Source organism: Streptomyces sp. CMB-StM0423 (assembly GCF_002847285.1).
GTDB lineage: Bacteria > Actinomycetota > Actinomycetes > Streptomycetales > Streptomycetaceae > Streptomyces.
In genome coordinates this window covers 6,224,730-6,241,252 of the sequence record NZ_CP025407.1, presented here as the reverse complement: position 1 = coordinate 6,241,252, position 16,523 = coordinate 6,224,730, and the positions used below count along the sequence as shown (strand labels likewise).

Genomic DNA, 16,523 nt, shown 5'->3' with positions numbered 1-16,523 from the left:
AGGCAAGCCTAACCAAAGAGAATCGTCCCGCCCACCGCCCCGCCGTGCCCCGGAGGCCCGCCTTGGACGCGACGCCGTTCTCCACCCTGCTGCGCACCGAATCCCACGACCAGCACACCGAGGCCGAGCAGTCGGCCTTCATGAGCGAACTGCTGGGCGGCGCGCTGGGCATCGGGGCCTATCGCCGTTACACCGAGCAGCTCTGGTTCGTCTACCGCGCGCTGGAGCGCCACTGGGGCGCGCTCGCCGCCGACCCGGTCGCAGGCCCCTTCGTCCAGCCCGAACTGGCCCGGGTGCCCGAGCTGGAGCGCGACCTCGACTTCCTCCACGGCGGTCCCGGCTGGCGCCCCGCCGCCGCACCGCTGGCGGCGACGGAGGCGTACGCGGCCCGGATCGAGGAGTGCGCCCGCGACTGGCCCGCGGGCTACGTCGCCCACCACTACACCCGCTACCTCGGCGACCTCTCCGGCGGCCAGATCATCCGCGGCACCGCGGAGAAGATATGGGGCTTCGAGCGCAAGGGCGACGGCGTGCGCTTCTACGTCTTCGAGGGCGTGCCCAACCCGGCCGCGTACAAGCGCGGTTACCGCCGGCTGCTGGACGAGCTGCCGGTGGACGACCTGGAGAAGCAGCGGGTGGTCGAGGAGTGCCGCCGCGCGTTCACCCTCAACACGGACCTCTTCCGCGCCCTGGAGCCGGCGGGCCCGCTGACCGCCTGACCCGGCCGGGGGCACCCCCGGCCGCAGGCCCCCTTGCGCTGGAGTGCACTGGAGGGTGCATGGTCGTGACCATGGACAAGCGCACTCTGGGACGTACGGGTATCGAGGTCAGCGCGCTCGGCTTCGGCTGCTGGGCGATCGGCGGCGAGTGGTGGGACGCCGGGGGCGACCCGCTGGGCTGGGGCAAGGTGGACGACGACGAGTCGGTACGGGCCGTGCACCGCGCGCTCGACGGCGGCGTCACCTTCTTCGACACCGCCGACGTCTACGGCACGGGACACAGCGAGACCGTGCTCGGCCGCGCGCTCGCGGGCCGCCGCGACGACGTGGTCATCGCCACGAAGTGGGGCAATGTCTTCGACGCCGACCGGCGGACGCTGCTCTCCCGCGACCTGTCCCCCGGCTACGCGCGCCGGGCGCTGACCGACTCGCTGCGCCGGCTGGGCACCGACCGGGTCGACCTGTATCAACTGCACATCGGCGACGCCGGCTTCGCGGCGGCGGCGGAGCTGCGCGAGGCGTGCGAGGGCTTCGTCCGTGAGGGGCTGATCCGCGCGTACGCCTGGAGCACCGACGACCCCGCGCGCGCCGCGGCCTTCGCCGAGGGCCCGCACTGCGCGGCGGTGCAGCACCGGCTCAACGTGCTGGAGGACGCCCCGGAGATGCTGGCGCTGTGCGCGGAGCGCGACCTGGCCAGCATCAACCGCAGCCCGCTGGCGATGGGGCTGCTCTCCGGCGCGTACGACGCGGGCTCGCGGGTCGGCGCCGGCGACATCCGGGCGACGCCGCCGGCGTGGCTGACGTACTTCGGCGCGGACGGGCGGGTGGCGCCGGGGTGGCTGCCGCGGATCGAGGCGATCCGCGACATCCTCACCTCGGGCGGGCGCACCGTCGCGCAGGGCGCGCTGGCCTGGATCTGGGCCCGCAGCCCGCACACGGTCCCGATCCCCGGCTTCCGCACGGTGGCGCAGGCGGCGCAGAACGCGGGCGCCCTGGCCGCGGGCCCGCTGACCGCGGGGCAACTGGCGGAGATCGACGGCCTGCTGACGTAGCGGACCGGAGCCCCGCCGATTCCGCTACGGACCGTCCTGCGGCAGGGCGCTGGACTCGCGCAGCGCCAGCTCGTAGGGCGCCAGCAGCGTCGTCGGCGGGGCCTCCGCCGGGCCCTCGATCCGCGCCAGCAGCGCCTTCACCGCCAGCCTGGCCACCTCCTGCTTGTCGGGCGCCACGCTGGTCAGCGACGGCACCATGTACCGCGCCTCCTGGATGTCGTCGAAGCCGACCACCGCGAGGTCGGCCGGGATCGCCAGGCCCTCGTCGTGCGCGACGCGCATCGCGCCCGACGCCATCATGTCGGTGAAGCAGAACACCGCGTCCGGCGGCTGCCGCAGCGCCAGCAGCTTCCGCATCGCCGCCGCCCCGCCCGCGCGGGTGTACGACCCCACGGCGGGCGCCAGCGCCTGGTCGTACGCGAGGCCCGCCTCGGCCAGCGCCTCGCGATGGCCCTGCATGCGCTGGAGGGCGGTGGCCGTCGTGCGCTCACCGTGCTGCCAGCCGATGACGCCGATGCGGCGGCGGCCGAGGCCGACGAGGTGCCGGGTGGCGTCGTGGGCGGCGGCCACATTGTCGATGAGCACGTGATCGGCGGGGACTTCGTAGTCGCGCTCGCCCAGCAGCACGAGCGGGACGCGGCGCTCGCGGGCGGCCAGCGCCGTCTGGTCCAGGCCGAGGGGGCTGAGGAGCACGCCGTCGATGAGCGGGTCGCCGAGGCCGCAGGCCAGCCGCAGCTCCTCCGCCGGGTCGCCGCCGGTGACCTCGATGAGGACGGTCTGCCCGCTCTCCTTGGCGGCGGCGATGACGCAGGTGGCCAGCTCGGCGAAGTAGGGCGCGACGAGCTCCGGTACGGCCAGCGCGATGACACCGCTGCGGCCGGTGCGCAGGTGGCGGGCGGAGGCGTGCGGGCGGTAGCCGAGTTCGTCGATGGCGCGCAGGACGCGCTCGCGGGTCGGCTCGGCGACGCGCGCGGCGCCGCGGACCACGTTCGAGACGGTCTTGATCGAGACACCGGCGCGCTCTGCGACGTCCTTGAGGCGGGCCCCGGGCACGGCTTCCTCCCGATTCCTCCGAGGTTCTGGTGCGCACACCTTACGCCTTCTGCGCGGGCTGTTGACGTGGTGCGCACGGCGATATAGAACGTTCCACCAAGAGCGCATTACAACGTTGTACAAGTTCGCCGCGGAAAGGGACATCCGCCATGCTCCGACGCCTCGACTCCCCCGGCCGCTCGGCCCCCGACCCCGCCCGCGGCACACCGGCAGCCCCGTACGCACCCTCCCGCCGCGCCCTGCTGCGCGGCGGCGCGGGCCTCGCCGCCGGCGCCGCCGCCACCGCGGCGCTCACCGGCTGCGGCACGACCATCGCCCAGGGCTTCACCGGCGGCGAACCCCCCGCGGACCGGCTGAACTTCTGGAACCCCTTCACCGGCGGCGACGGCGAACGCATGGTCGCCATGCAGGAGCTGTACGAGAAGGACCACCCCGACAGCACCCTGCGGGCCACCACCTTCGTCTGGGGCAACCCGTACTACACCAAGCTCAGCCTCGCCACCATCGGCAAGCGCCCCCCGCACGTCGCCATCGCGCACCTGTCGAAGCTGCCGGTGCTCGCCCAGGCCGGGCTGCTCAGCGAGCTGCCCGCCGACGCACTCGCCAAGCAGGGCATGACGCCGGAGAAGTTCGACGCCAAGCCCTGGCGCAAGTCCCACGTCGACGACCGCCTCTACGGCATCCCGATCGACACCCACCCCTTCGCGCTGTACTTCCGCACCGACGTCGCCGAGAAGGCCGGCCTGCTCGACGGCGGCGAACTGGTCGACATCGACGGCCCGGACAAATTCGCCGACGCGCTGCGCGCCGCGAAGGAGGTGACCGGTGTCTGGGGCGGGTCGGTCGCCTCGATCAAGGACACCGCCACCCAGTTCCGCATGTTCCTCTCCTTCTACAGCCAGCTCGGCGGCCGGCCGCTGGTCGGCGACGGCGGCGCCACCGTGACGGCCGACCTCGACGCCGCCGAGGAGGCGCTCGCGTACATCCAGCGCCTGGGCAAGGAGAAGCTGATACCCACCGGCGCCAACGGGCAGGCCGCCATCACCCTCCTCACCACCGGCGAGGCCGGGTTCCTGATGGACGGCGTGTGGCAGATCGTCGCCGTCCTCGACTCGGGCGCGAAGTTCGACATGCGGCCGCTGCCGCGGATCTTCGACGACGCTCCGTACGCCTGCTTCGCCGACAGCCACGCCCTGGTGCTGCCCCGGCAGCCGAAGCAGGACGACGACCGCCTCGACCTGTCGCTGGAGTTCACCGCCTCGCTGCTGGAGAACAGCGAGCTGTGGGCCGAGGGCGGGCACGTCCCCGCGTGGCTGCCGACGCAGCGCTCGGCCGCGTACCAGGAGCTGACGCCCCAGTCCCACTACACCGCCGCCGCCGAGGGCGCCGTCTACGACCCCGTCGCCTGGTACGGCGGCGCCGGCAGCAACCTGCAGAACCGGGTGGGCGACGCGGTCAGCGCCGCGCTCGCCGGCCGGTCGACCCCGCGTGCCGCCGCGGACCGGGTCCGTGCCGTGCTGCACAAGCTCGCGGACGTCGAGTCCCCGATCTGACTCCCGCCGCCCCCACCCCCTCGAACGAAAGGCATCCCCGTGGCGAGCACAGTCGGCACCGGCGCCCTCACCCCCGACAGGTCACGCGCCCGCGAGGCCCGCGGCCGGCTCGCGGGCCCCGCCCTGGTCGCGCCGTTCGCGCTCTTTTACATCGTTTTCCTTCTCGGCCCGCTCATCTACACCTTCGTGGCGGGCTTCTTCAACGGCAGCTTGCTGCGCGACGGCTTCGGCAGTTGGGTCGGCTTCTCCAACTACGCCGACGTCCTCAACGACTCCGAGTTCTGGCGCACGCTGAAGCACACCCTGTGGTTCACCGTGCTCACCACCATCCCGCTGGTGCTGCTGGCGCTGGGGCTGGCGATCCTCGCCGACCGGTTCGTACGCGGCCGGTGGTTCATCCGCTTCGCGTTCTTCGCGCCGTACGTCATCCCCTCCGCGTCCGTCTCCCTGATCTTCATGTGGGGCGTGCTCGCCGACCAGACCGGCCTGGCCCAGGACTGGCTGAAGGCCCTCGGCGTCAACTCGCCGCCGTCCTGGCTCGGTGATCCGAACTGGGCGATGTGGTCGCTCGCCGGTGTCACCGTCTGGTGGACCATCGGCTTCAACTTCGTGCTCTACCTCGCCGGTCTGCAGGAGATCCCCCGCGACGTGCACGAGGCCGCCGCCATGGACGGCGCCGGGCCCTGGCAGCGGATCCGGCACGTGGTCATCCCGATGCTGGGGCGGACGACGACGCTCGTCACCGTGCTCCAGATCGTCGCCTCGCTGAAGGTCTTCGACCAGATCTACATGATGACCGCCGGCGGCCCCGACGGCTCCACCCGGCCCACGCTGCAGTACATCGTCGACACCGGCTTCACCGACGGCCGCACCGGCTACGCCTCGGTCGTCTCCCTCTTCCTCTTCCTCGTCATCCTGCTGATCTCCCTGGTCTGGTTCTTCCTCGTCCGCCGGGCAGAGAAGGAGAGCTGAGCCATGGCCCACACCAAAGAAGGCCCCGCCGCCACCGCCGCGCCCGCCCGCACGGAAGCAGCCGCCCCCGCGACCCGCCGTGGCTACGACGCCGAGAAGCTCTTCAACCGCGTCGCGCTCGGCGTCCTCGTCGCCTTCGCGCTGCTGTGGCTGGTGCCGCTGCTGTTCGCGACCGCGATATCCATCCGTCCTGCGGACGAGATAGCCGTCGACCCGGCGTCCTGGTTCACCTCGAACCCCACCTTCGCGGCGTACGAGGACCTCTTCGACAAGGGCAAGCTGCCCTACTGGTACGCCAACAGCTTCATCGTCTCGCTGCTGACCACGGTGCTCACCGTCGTCACCGCCTCGCTCGCCGCCTTCGGCCTCTCCCAGGTGCGCTTCCGCTTCCGCCGCGGGGTGTTCCTGCTGCTGCTCGCCGGGATCATGATCCCGATGCAGGTGCTGATGATCCCGCAGTTCCTGGCGCTCCAGGAGGTGGGCCTGCTCAACACGTACTGGGGCGTGGTGCTGCCGCAGGTGCCGAACGTCGTCGCCGTCTTCGTCTTCAAGCAGTTCTTCGACGGCATCCCCAGAGAGCTGATCGAGGCCGCGCGCGCCGACGGCGCCGGCTGGCTGCGCACGTACTGGCAGATCGTGATGCCCGTCTCCCGGCCCGCCGTGTCGGCCGTGACGATCTTCGTCTTCGTGGCCGTGTGGAACAACTTCCTGTGGCCCCTGCTGGTCGTCACCGACCCGGAGATGATGACGCTGCCGGTCGGGCTCAACTCCGTACAGGACGCCTTCGGCATCCCGTACGCGCAGCTCATGGCCTCCGCCGTGCTGGGCGCCATCCCGCTGCTCGTCGTCTTCGCGCTCTTCCAGCGCCGCATCGTCGAGGGCATCGCCGGTACGGGCCTGAAGTAGGCCCGTACGCCATCGGGAACCACCGTCAACGCCCCCGGAGAAAGGCACCGCATGCCGCACACCGCCAGGTTCACCGTCGACCCCGAGTTCGTCATCGGCGAGGTGGACCCGCGCCTGTACGGAACGTTCGTCGAGCACATGGGCCGCTGCGTCTACACCGGGATCTACGAGCCCGGCCACCCCACCGCCGACGCCGCCGGCTTCCGCGGCGACGTCGCCGCCCTGGTCCGCGAGCTGGGCACCGGCCTGGTCCGCTATCCCGGCGGCAACTTCGTCTCCGGCTACCACTGGGAGGACGGCGTCGGCCCGGTCGCCGAGCGGCCGCGCCGGCTCGACCTCGCCTGGCGGTCCGTGGAGACCAACGAGGTCGGCACGAACGAGTTCCTGACCTGGGCCAAGGGGCTCGGCCTGGAGCCGATGATGGCCGTCAACCTCGGCACCCGGGGCATCGACGCCGCCCGCGCGCTCGTCGAGTACTGCAACCACCCCGGCGGCACCGCCTGGTCCGACCTGCGGATCAAGCACGGCGTCACCGAGCCGCACGGCGTGCGGCTGTGGTGCCTGGGCAACGAGATGGACGGCCCGTGGCAGACGGGGCACAAGTCGGCGCGCGAGTACGGCCGGCTGGCAGCCGAGGCCGGCAAGGCCATGCACCAGGTCGACCCGTCGATCGAACTGGTCGCCTGCGGCAGCTCCAACGCCCGGATGGCGACCTTCGGCACCTGGGAGCGCGAGGTGCTGGAGGAGACCTACGACGAGGTCGACTATCTGTCGCTGCACGCGTACTACGAGGAGTTGGACGGCGACCGCGCGAGTTTCCTCGCCTCCGGCGCGCACATGGACCAGTACATCTCCGACGTGGTGTCCACCGCCGACCACGTCCGTGCCGTACGCCGGGCGGACAAGCGGATCCGGCTCTCCTTCGACGAGTGGAACGTCTGGTACGCGGCCCGCTTCCCCGGCGAGCGGAACCTGGCCACCGCCGAGACGCCGCGGCTCATCGAGGACACGTACTCCGTGACCGACGCAGCCGTCGTGGGCTCCCTGCTCATCACCCTGCTCCGGCACGCCGACCGGGTCGCCGTGGCCTGCCTGGCGCAGCTCGTCAACGTCATCGCGCCGATCCGCAGCGAGCCCGGCGGTCCCGCCTGGCGGCAGACCGTCTTCCATCCGTTCGCGCAGGCCGCGCGGTTCGCCCGGGGCTCGGTGCTGCGCACCGAGGCGGACCGTACGGGCTCGCGGATCGAGACCCCGCGGCACGGCGACGTCCCCGCGCTCGACCACGTGGTGACGTACGACGAGGAGAGCGGCGACCTGACGATCCTGGCCGTCAACCGGGCCCAGGACGAGCCGCTGCGGCTGTCCGTCGCGCTGCGCGGGTTCGGCGCGGCGGGCGGTGCGGACGGGTACACGGTCCTCGAACACCTGGTCCTGGCCGACGACGACCCGGACGCGGCGAACACCGAGACGGATCCGGGGCGGGTGCTGCCGCGGTCCGTCGGCACCGCCCGGATCAGCGCAGACGGCGAGCTTGAGGCCGAACTGCCGTGCGTATCCTGGAACGTGCTCCGGCTGCGGAAGCGGAGCGGGTGACCGGATGCCGTAGGCAATCGAAACTGCCGTAAAACTCCGTACATCCCTCGGCCCCTCTCGGGAGTCGTACGTCGTGAGCCGCACGGTGCAAGCCGCGGCACGGCGCCGACCTGGTGTGAAGCTCGCTACATCTAGGCCGTTTTTGCACGAACCATGGGCGTTCTTCGCAAATCTGGCTTAAAGTTCGGGAGCGAAAGGTGCGCGTCGACCAGGGGAGGATCGCGTGCGCCTCATCAGTCGCGATGTGCCAGGGGGGAACATGCGGCGTATCGGAATGGCCGATACCGAGATCATGACGGCGGAGCCGAGACGCGGGACCCGCGTCCGCTCCGCCGCAGCAAAGCCGGCGTGGTATTTGCCGGCCGCCCTCGTCACCGACGCGGCGGGGATCGCGATCCCCGTCGTGCTCGTCTTCCTCACCACCCGGCAGCCCTATCCGGCGCTCTGCGCCGCGCTGGCCGCCGGGGGCTGGCTCGCCGTACGGGCCGCGCGGCACCGCTACTCCGCGCGGCAGCTCGGCGAGTCGGGCGCGGTGGTGCCGCTGCTGCAGGACTGGCTCCTGCTGTTCGGCGTGCTCGCCGTCGTCCGCGCGTTCACCGCCGACAGCGCCGCGGAACCGCAGCCCGCGCTGCTCGCGCTGCTGCCGGCGCTGGTGCTGACCGTCGTCACCGCCAAGCTGCTGCACCACCACCTCGTCGCGTCCCGGCGGGAGGGCCAGGCGGTGCGGCGCGTGCTGGTGGTCGCCGAGCCGGCCACCGCGGACCATGTCGTCGGCCAGTTGGCGGCGCGTACGGACCACGAGTACGTGGTCGTCGGCGTCGTCCCGGTCGGCGAGGCGCCGCTGTCCTGCGGCGCTCCGGAGGCCGCCCGGCTGGGCCCGGTCCCCTCGGACCGGGCGGGCTGGGACGCCCAGGCGGTGCTGGCCGCCGCCCGGGAACACGGCGCCGACGTGGTCCTCGCCGCCCCAGGACCGCTGCTGCCGGCGGCCAGGCTGCGGCAGTTGGCCTGGGCGCTGCACGACGCGGGGCTGCCGCTGGCCGTGCTGCCGGGCATAGCGGAGGTCGCCGAGCGGCGGCTGCGGCTGTCGGTGGTCGCGGGCCTGACCCTGCTGCACATCGCGCCGCCGCTGCGGCGGGGTGCGCAGTCGACGCTGAAGGCGGCGAGCGACCGGGCGGCCGCGGCGATCGGCATCGCGCTGCTGGCGCCGGTGTTCGCGGTGATCGCGGCGGCGGTGAAGTTCACCTCGCCGGGGCCGGTGTTCCACAAGCAGACCCGCCTCGGGCGGGGCGGGGCGCCGTTCACGATGTGGAAGTTCCGCAGCATGGTCGAGGACGCGGAGCAGCAGAAGGCGGCGCTGACGGTGGTCAACGACCACGACGGCAGCCCGATCTTCAAGATCCGCCGCGACCCGCGGGTCACGCGGGTCGGCGAGGTCTTGCGCCGCAGCTCGCTGGACGAACTGCCGCAGTTGTTCAACGTGCTGCGCGGCGAGATGTCCCTGGTCGGCCCGCGCCCGCCGCTGCCGGAGGAGGTCGCCCGCTACAGCGACACCGAGCTGCGCCGGCTGGGGGTGAAGCCGGGGATGACGGGCCTGTGGCAGGTCAGCGGCCGCTCGGACCTCACCTGGGACGAGACGGTCGCGCTCGACCTGCACTACGTGGAGAACTGGTCCTTCGCCCACGACATGGACGTGATGGCCCGCACCCTGCGCGCGGTCGTCGACGGCCGGGGGGCGTATTGAGGCGCGGGACACCACTCTGCGTGCGTCGCACGTCCGTTGAGGCGGCGCGGCCGGCCGTCCGGGTCGCGGTGGCACCGCGACCCGGACGGCCGCCGCACGCCACACCGCGCGCCTGCGCCGCGGTGCTGGGTTCGTCAGGCGTCCGCCGGCGCCGTGTTGCGCCAGTCCGCATACACCGCCGCGATGCCCTCCCGCAGTCCGATCTCCGGGCGCCAGCCCAGCTCCGTGATGCGGGAGACGTCCAGCAGCTTGCGCGGCGTGCCGTCCGGGCGGCTCGTGTCGAAGGCGATACGGCCCGGGTAGCCCACCACGTCCCGTACCGTCTCCGCCAGGTCGCGGATCGTCAGGTCCTCGCCGCAGCCGACGTTCACGGGCCCGTCCGCGTCGTAGCCGCGCAGCAGCGTGAGGCACGCCGCCGCCAGGTCGTCCACGTGCAGGAACTCCCTCCGGGGCGTTCCCGTGCCCCAGAGCACGACCTCCCCCGCGCCCGTCTCCCGCGCCTCGTGGAAGCGGCGGATGAGGGCCGGCAGGACGTGGCTCGTCTCCAGGTCGAAGTTGTCGCCGGGGCCGTACAGGTTCGTCGGCATCGCCGAGATGTACGCCGCGCCGTACTGCCTGCGGTACGCCTGCACCTGCTCGATCCCGGCGATCTTCGCCAGCGCGTACGCCTGGTTCGTCGGCTCCAGCGGCCCGGTCAGCAGCGAGTCCTCGCGGATCGGCTGGTCGGCGAGCTTGGGGTAGATGCACGACGAGCCGAGGAACAGCAGCCGCCGTACGGAAGCCGCGTGGCTGCCCGCGATGACGCTCAACTGGATGCGCAGGTTGTCCTCCAGGAACTGCACCGGGAAGCGGCTGTTCGCCATGATCCCGCCGACCCTGGCCGCCGCCAGCACCACCGCGTCCGGCCGGACGGCCGCCAGCCAGGCCGCCGTCCGCTCCGCGTCGCGCAGGTCCAGCTCGGCGCGGGTGCGGGTGACCACGTCGTAGCCGTCGGCGGTCAGCCGGCGGGCGACGGCCGAGCCGACCAGACCGCGGTGGCCCGCGACGAAGACGCGCGCGCCGGGCGGGAGGAGTTCGGCGCCTGCGGGCGGGGACAGTTCGTTCGATGGCGTCATAAGTACGAATTCTGCCATCCGGCGGAATGATCAGGGGGAAGGATCCCATGGGCAAGACGGCCCTCATCACCGGCGTCACCGGCCAGGACGGCTCGTACCTCGCCGAACTGCTGCTCGCCAAGGGCTACACGGTGCACGGCCTCGTGCGGCGCTCGTCGTCGTTCAACACCGAGCGCATCGACCACATCTACGAGGAGCCGCAGGAGCCGGGCCGCCGCCTGGTGCTGCACCACGCGGACCTCTCCGACGGCGTCGCGCTGGTGAACCTGCTGCGCGACCTCGCGCCCGACGAGGTCTACAACCTCGGCGCCCAGTCGCACGTCCGGGTCTCCTTCGACGCCCCGCTCTACACCGCGGACGTCACCGGCCTCGGCTCCATGCGGCTGCTGGAGGCGGTGCGCGCCGCGGGCATCGACACCCGGCTCTACCAGGCGTCGTCCTCGGAGATGTTCGGCTCCGCCCCGCCGCCGCAGAACGAGCGGACCCCCTTCCACCCGCGCAGCCCGTACGGCTGCGCCAAGGTCTTCGGCTACTGGTCGACGGTGAACTACCGGGAGGCGTACGGCCTCTTCGCGGTCAACGGCATCCTCTTCAACCACGAGTCACCGCGCCGCGGTGAGACCTTCGTCACCCGGAAGATCACCCGCGCCGTGGCGCGGATCAGGGCGGGCCTCCAGGACCGCCTCTACATGGGCAACCTCGACGCGATACGCGACTGGGGCTACGCCCCGGAGTACGTCGAGGCGATGTGGCTGATGCTCCAGCGCGACGTGCCGGACGACTACGTGGTCGCCACCGGCGAGGCCGGCAGCGTCCGCCAGTTCCTGGAGGCCGCGTTCCGTACCGCGGACCTCGACTGGACGGAGTACGTGCGCTTCGACCCCAAGTACGAGCGCCCCAGCGAGGTCGACGCGCTCATCGGAGACGCCTCGAAGGCAGGCGACCTGCTCGGCTGGAAGCCGCAGGTCAAGTGGCCGGAGCTGGCACGGATCATGGTGGAGGCGGACATCGAGGCGCTCGACGCCGAACTCGCCGGCGCCACCGTCAGGATCGACAGGTAAAACGGATATTCTCTCCCCGGACTCGCGACGCGCGGCCGCAGGAGACGACGGCCCAGGGGGGCACATGCACAAGCACAGAAGGACGCGGAAGTGGGGGGCGCTCGGCGTCGCCCTCGCGGTGGTGACGGGCACGCTCGTGACGGTCGGCGTCACGTACTCCTCGCCGGAGGCCGAGGCGGTGACGCCGCCGGTGGCGATGACCGCGGACGACCTGTCGACCTGGCAGACCAACGGCGTGGTGTGGTCCATGGCCGAGTCGAACGGCGTGGTCTTCGCCGGCGGTACGTTCTCCGCCATCCGCCCGCCCGGCGCGGCGGCCGGCACCAGCGAGACGAAGGTCGCGAACTTCGCCGCCTTCAACGCGGCGACCGGTGAGCCGACGAACTGCAAGCTGAACTTCACCATCGGCTCCGGCACCGCCACCGTACGCGCGCTGACCGTCTCCCCCGACGGCAAGACGCTCTACGCAGGCGGCGAGTTCGGCACCGTCAACGGCGTCTCGCGCAGCCGCGTCGCCGCCATCGACATCGCCTCGTGCACCGTGAAGACCGGCTTCAACGCCGGCGCCGTCTCCGCCCGGGTCTACGGTCTCGACGCCGCGGCGAGCGGCCGGCTGTACATGGCGGGCGACTTCAAGACCGTCCGCGGCGAGAGCCGGGTGAAGTTCGCCGCCGTCAACGCCACCACCGGCGCGCTGAACTCCTGGAAGGCCAACGCGGGCCCGGACCGGGCTGGACGCGTCATCGAGGAGACCCCGAACGGGCAGCACGTGGTGGTCGGCGGCGACTTCAACGGGCTCAACGGGGACGCCAGCGTGCACGGCCTGGCCGTCGTCCGCGCCGACACCGGCGCGACCGTACGGGCCTTCAAGGGCGTCAGCAACAACCAGAACAACCCGTACGAGCTGCACTGGAACTCCCTCGTCAAGGGCATCTACATCGACGAGTCCGGCATCTACACCGCGCACGAGGGCCACGGCGGCGGCGTCTTCGACGGCCGGCTCGCGATGAACCTCAACAGCAGCTTCACCCAGCGCTGGCGCGACACCTGCCTGGGCGCCACCCAGGACGTCACCGTCTACAAGGACGTGCTGTACAGCGTCTCGCACGCGCACAACTGCAGCAGCATGGGCCAGTTCCCGGAGCTGAACGAGCGGCAGCACCTGCTCGCCGAGTCCGTGGACAACCCCAAGCCGCTGCTGTCCTGGTTCCCCGACACCGACGACGGCCCGTCCGGCACCGAGCAGATCGGCCCGCGCGTGATGGTCACCTCGTCCAGCGGCGGCAAGGACTACATGTGGGTCGGCGGCGAGTTCACCCGGATCCAGTCCAACGGCAACAAGCTCCAGCAGGGCCTGGTCCGCTTCGCCAACACCCCTGACTCGCGCAAGCCGGTCGCCGGCGCCACCGGCGTGACGGCGGCGAACGTCTCGGGCGGCGTGCGGCTGCGCTGGACGGCCGGCTGGGACCGGGACGACAGCAAGCTGACGTACACGATCTACCGCAACGGCGAGGCGCTGGCGACCAAGCCGACGCTGGACTCCAACTTCTGGACGCTGCCGCAGGGCACCTTCACCGACAGCACGGTCAAGCCCGGCACGACGTACAGCTACCAGATCACCGCGAGCGACGCCGTCGGCAACACCACCGCCAAGTCGGCCGCGGTGAACGTGACCACTCCGGGCACGCCGGCGGAGACCACGGTGGAGCGCACCGCGACCGCCGACGCGTACGTCAACGGCTCGGCGGCCAGCACCAACTACGGCGCGCACAACCAGCTCCTGGTCAGGAAGACCTCCCCGTACCTCAGCTACCTGCGGTTCTCGCTGCCCCAGGCGCCGAGCGGGATGACGCTGAAGTCAGCGAAGCTGACGCTGCGCACCACCACCGACGCCAGCGCCGGCACCCCGGACACCGTCAGCGTGCAGCCGGTCACCGGCGCCTGGTCGGAGTCGGAGGTGACGTACGGGAGCCGGCCCGAGCTGTCGTCGACGGTGCTGGGCAAGTTCACCGGCGCGACGGAGCTGGACACCGACTACACCGCGTCGCTCTCCGCCGCGCAGCTCAGCGGTTCGCTGGGCGACACCCTGGACGTGGCGCTGACCAGCGACGGCACCGACGCCTGGTGGGTGCGGGCGCGCGAGACCTCGTACGCGCCGAAGCTGACGCTGACGTTCGGAGCGGGCTGATGTCCGCCCGTACGACACGGAGGTCCCGGGCGGCGCTCGCGACGGTGGCCGCCGCGGCGGCCGCCGTCCTGGCCCTGGCCGGCTGCAGCGGCGGCGACGACGAGGACGACGGCGCCGCCGCCAGCCCCTCGGCGTCCCAGCAGGAGGGCGACCGCGCCCCGAAGGACCCGGGCCCCTCGGAGGAGGAGAAGGCCGACGACACCGAGAAGGTGCCGGAAGCCGAGCTGGAGCCCGCCGACGGCGAGTTCTCCAAGAAGGAGAAGACGTACCTGAAGGACCGGGTGCCCGAGGGTGTGGACCCGGCGGCGATCCTGGAGGCGGGCGAGGAGGCCTGCGCCAAGATCGAGAGCGCGGCGGCGACGGACGACGAGCTGGCCCGGGAGGCCATCCGCTCCGGCGACATCGCCAACGCGGAGGACGCGGTCCGCACCCTCTGCCCCCAGTACGAAGACCTGCTGTAGGAGTTCGGCTTGAAGAGACTGCCCATCGTCGTCGCGATACCGACCAAGAACGAGGCCGAGAACATCGCGACGACGGTGCGGTCCGTCATCGACCACTTCGAGGCCGTGGTGGTGGTCGACTCGGACAGCACGGACGACACCCGCGCCCTCGCGGCGGACCAGGGCGCCGAGATCGTCCCGTACACCTGGGACGGCACGTACCCGAAGAAGAAGCAGTGGTGCCTGGACCACATCCATCCCGAGCTGGACTGGATGCTGTTCGTCGACGGCGACGAGACCCCGAGCCCGGAGCTGATCGCCGAACTCCACCGCATCTTCGACCCGGCGGCCGACGGCTCGCTCAAGGTGGCCCCGGCGGCGTTCGACATCCCGCTGGGCTACTGGTTCGCGGGCAAGCGCCTGCGCCACGGCTACACCATCGTCAAACGCGCCCTGATGGACCGCACCCGCGTCCGCTTCCCGGAACTGGGCGACCTGGAAGCCCCGGGCATGGGCGAACAGGAGGGCCACTACCAGCCGCTCGCCGACGGCCCGGTGGTCCGCTTGAGCGCCACGATCGAGCACGAGGACCTGGACCCGGTACGCACGTGGTTCGAGCGGCACAACCGCTACTCGGACTGGGAGGCGTGGCTGGAACTCCACCCGGAGGTCCGCGAGGAGATCCGCCAGGCCAAGACCCGCCAGGGCCAGCTCTTCCACAAGGCCCCGCTGAAGCCCCTGGTGTCGTTCGCGTACGCCTACGTCTACAAACGCGGCTTCCTCGACGGCCGCGCGGGCCTGGACTACGCCCTGGCGATGAGCTTCTACCGCTGGCAGATCGGCCTCAAGACCCGCGAGGAGAGCCCGTAACCGCAGGCTCTGCGTCAGGAAGGGGCGGCCGGCACCGGCCGCCCCTTTCGCGTGCGTCTCAGCGGCGGACCTCTTCGTAGACGTCGAGGAGGGTGTCGACCACGCCGTCGATGGCGAAGCGGTCGTTGATGAGGTTCCAGGCCGCCTTCGAGGCTTCCTCGTTGGCCGCCGGGTCCAGGAGTTCCAGGATCGCCTGGCCCACCAGGGGGCCGTTGTCCGTGTCGGCGCGGCTGTCGAGGACGCGGCCTGCGCCGGCCTCCGCGACGTCGGGGCCGAGGCCGCAGGTGCGGGTGATCACGACGGGGGCGCCGACCGACATGGCCTCCAGGACCGAGACCGGGAACGGCTCGACGACCGACGGGAGGACGTAGACGTCGGACGTGCGGTGCTGGGCCAGGACCTCGTCCGGGGTCAGGGAGCCGGCGTACGACACCGAGTCCGCCACGCCCAGTTCCGCCGCCAGCCGCATCATCGGCCCGGCCAGCGCGCCCGTGTCGGGACCCGCGAGGACGAAGCGGGCGTCCGGGTGCTTCGCCAGCACCACCGGGATCGCCCGGATGAAGTCCTCCGGCCGCTTGCGCTCCTGCACCCGCGCCACGTACGCCACCGTCGGCGGCCCCGGCGTCCGCGCGGGCCTGCGCTCCTGCGGGAGTACGCCGTTGACGAGGCGGCGCGGCCGGTTCAGCGGCGTGTCCGGGATGACCGCCTGGATCTCGCCGTGCTCGAACTCCGTGAGGTACAGCGTCGCGTCCGCCTTGCGCAGCGCCCGGCGCAGCCCGAGCACGTCGACGGCGCGGGCCACCGGCTTCTCGGTGGGGTCGATCATGCCGTGCGTCTGCAGCACCACCGGCACCCCCGCCTGCTGCGCGATGAGCGCGAACGGCAGCGTGATGAGGTCCCGCATGAGGTGGACGTGCACGACGTCCGCGGAGCGGACGAGGCGGCGGGCGCGGGCCAGCAGCGCCGGCGAGGTGATGCCGCTCACCTCGAACCGCGGCAGCACGTGCTTGGCCTGGTACATGAACGTGGGCACGCCGTCGATGTCGCGGGGCAGCGGGCCCTCGAAGCCGTCGCCGAGGGTCGCGATACGCGAGTCGACACCCCGGGCCCGCAGCCCCTTGGACAGGTTGAGCGCGACGCGCGTGGGCCCGCCGAAGTCGTTCGTGGGCGTGTGCAGCGTGACGACATGCAGAACTCTCAAGACGGTCCCCTCCCCGGCACCCCCCGGTACCGTACGTATGTTCCCGGAGCCTACCCGCC

General features: G+C 71.9%; 14 protein-coding genes. 11 read left to right on the top strand and 3 right to left on the bottom strand.

The features are described from left to right. Positions 1-62 precede the first annotated feature (62 nt). On the top strand, positions 63-719 hold the full coding sequence (locus CXR04_RS27145; protein ID WP_101424863.1) for a biliverdin-producing heme oxygenase: 657 nt from the start codon (positions 63-65) through the stop codon (positions 717-719). A gap of 59 nt (positions 720-778) precedes the next feature. Then, positions 779-1,771, top strand: a complete 993-nt coding sequence (locus CXR04_RS27140; RefSeq protein WP_101424862.1) for an aldo/keto reductase — start codon at positions 779-781, stop codon at positions 1,769-1,771. Between the two features lie 24 nt (positions 1,772-1,795). Here CXR04_RS27140 and CXR04_RS27135 read toward each other — a convergent pair whose 3' ends face one another. Beyond that, a complete protein-coding gene (locus CXR04_RS27135) occupies positions 1,796-2,824 on the bottom strand; it encodes a LacI family DNA-binding transcriptional regulator (RefSeq protein WP_101424861.1) in 1,029 nt (342 codons plus the stop codon). A 149-nt stretch (positions 2,825-2,973) separates the two neighbouring features. On the opposite strand from CXR04_RS27135, the gene CXR04_RS27130 reads away from it, so the two are divergent. The 5 genes from CXR04_RS27130 to CXR04_RS27110 all read left to right on the top strand — a co-directional run bounded on the left by CXR04_RS27130 (position 2,974) and on the right by CXR04_RS27110 (position 9,589). Continuing rightward, positions 2,974-4,377: an extracellular solute-binding protein gene (locus CXR04_RS27130; protein WP_101424860.1), complete on the top strand. Its 1,404-nt coding sequence runs from the start codon at positions 2,974-2,976 to the stop codon at positions 4,375-4,377. Between the two features lie 39 nt (positions 4,378-4,416). Continuing rightward, a complete protein-coding gene (locus CXR04_RS27125; RefSeq protein WP_101424859.1) occupies positions 4,417-5,349 on the top strand; it encodes a carbohydrate ABC transporter permease in 933 nt (310 codons plus the stop codon). Between the two features lie 3 nt (positions 5,350-5,352). Further along, positions 5,353-6,255 carry a carbohydrate ABC transporter permease gene (locus tag CXR04_RS27120; protein WP_101424858.1) on the top strand — a complete coding sequence of 301 codons (903 nt, stop codon included), beginning with the start codon at positions 5,353-5,355 and terminating at the stop codon, positions 6,253-6,255. A gap of 51 nt (positions 6,256-6,306) precedes the next feature. Then, complete coding sequence (gene arfA / locus CXR04_RS27115; RefSeq protein ID WP_101424857.1) at positions 6,307-7,848, top strand: arabinosylfuranosidase ArfA; 1,542 nt, start codon at positions 6,307-6,309, stop codon at positions 7,846-7,848. A gap of 274 nt (positions 7,849-8,122) precedes the next feature. After that, complete coding sequence (locus CXR04_RS27110; RefSeq protein ID WP_101424856.1) at positions 8,123-9,589, top strand: sugar transferase; 1,467 nt, start codon at positions 8,123-8,125, stop codon at positions 9,587-9,589. A 134-nt stretch (positions 9,590-9,723) separates the two neighbouring features. Here CXR04_RS27110 and CXR04_RS27105 read toward each other — a convergent pair whose 3' ends face one another. Next, on the bottom strand, positions 9,724-10,704 hold the full coding sequence (locus CXR04_RS27105) for a GDP-L-fucose synthase family protein (RefSeq protein ID WP_101424855.1): 981 nt from the start codon (positions 10,702-10,704) through the stop codon (positions 9,724-9,726). Between the two features lie 47 nt (positions 10,705-10,751). Between CXR04_RS27105 and gmd the strand changes: the two genes are divergently transcribed. The 4 genes from gmd to CXR04_RS27085 all read left to right on the top strand — a co-directional run bounded on the left by gmd (position 10,752) and on the right by CXR04_RS27085 (position 15,263). After that, the gene (gmd, locus tag CXR04_RS27100) at positions 10,752-11,765 is read left to right on the top strand and encodes a GDP-mannose 4,6-dehydratase (RefSeq protein ID WP_101424854.1); all 1,014 of its coding nucleotides are present in this window, start codon (positions 10,752-10,754) and stop codon (positions 11,763-11,765) included. A 64-nt stretch (positions 11,766-11,829) separates the two neighbouring features. Next, positions 11,830-13,953, top strand: coding sequence for a CBM96 family carbohydrate-binding protein (locus CXR04_RS27095; protein ID WP_101424853.1), 2,124 nt, complete (start codon positions 11,830-11,832; stop codon positions 13,951-13,953). After that, positions 13,953-14,414: a hypothetical protein gene (locus CXR04_RS27090; protein WP_101424852.1), complete on the top strand. Its 462-nt coding sequence runs from the start codon at positions 13,953-13,955 to the stop codon at positions 14,412-14,414. Before CXR04_RS27095 ends, CXR04_RS27090 begins: the two co-directional genes overlap by 1 nt. Positions 14,415-14,423: 9 nt before the next feature. Next, on the top strand, positions 14,424-15,263 hold the full coding sequence (locus CXR04_RS27085; RefSeq protein ID WP_101424851.1) for a glycosyltransferase family 2 protein: 840 nt from the start codon (positions 14,424-14,426) through the stop codon (positions 15,261-15,263). Between the two features lie 58 nt (positions 15,264-15,321). Here the strand turns inward: CXR04_RS27085 and CXR04_RS27080 are convergent, their stop codons facing one another. After that, positions 15,322-16,464 carry a glycosyltransferase gene (locus tag CXR04_RS27080; protein ID WP_101424850.1) on the bottom strand — a complete coding sequence of 381 codons (1,143 nt, stop codon included), beginning with the start codon at positions 16,462-16,464 and terminating at the stop codon, positions 15,322-15,324. Positions 16,465-16,523: the final 59 nt, after the last annotated feature.

What these genes read in the sequence shown, in the direction of transcription:
- CXR04_RS27140 (WP_101424862.1), top strand. Translation starts at nt 779, where the DNA reads ATGGTCGTGACCATGGACAAGCGCACTCTGGGACGTACGGGTATCGAG.
- CXR04_RS27110 (WP_101424856.1), top strand. Translation starts at nt 8,123, where the DNA reads ATGGCCGATACCGAGATCATGACGGCGGAGCCGAGACGCGGGACCCGC.
- gmd (WP_101424854.1), top strand. Translation starts at nt 10,752, where the DNA reads ATGGGCAAGACGGCCCTCATCACCGGCGTCACCGGCCAGGACGGCTCG.
- CXR04_RS27120 (WP_101424858.1), top strand. Translation starts at nt 5,353, where the DNA reads ATGGCCCACACCAAAGAAGGCCCCGCCGCCACCGCCGCGCCCGCCCGC.
- CXR04_RS27090 (WP_101424852.1), top strand. Translation starts at nt 13,953, where the DNA reads ATGTCCGCCCGTACGACACGGAGGTCCCGGGCGGCGCTCGCGACGGTG.
- CXR04_RS27130 (WP_101424860.1), top strand. Translation starts at nt 2,974, where the DNA reads ATGCTCCGACGCCTCGACTCCCCCGGCCGCTCGGCCCCCGACCCCGCC.
- CXR04_RS27105 (WP_101424855.1), bottom strand. Translation starts at nt 10,704, where the DNA reads ATGACGCCATCGAACGAACTGTCCCCGCCCGCAGGCGCCGAACTCCTC.
- CXR04_RS27095 (WP_101424853.1), top strand. Translation starts at nt 11,830, where the DNA reads ATGCACAAGCACAGAAGGACGCGGAAGTGGGGGGCGCTCGGCGTCGCC.
- arfA (WP_101424857.1), top strand. Translation starts at nt 6,307, where the DNA reads ATGCCGCACACCGCCAGGTTCACCGTCGACCCCGAGTTCGTCATCGGC.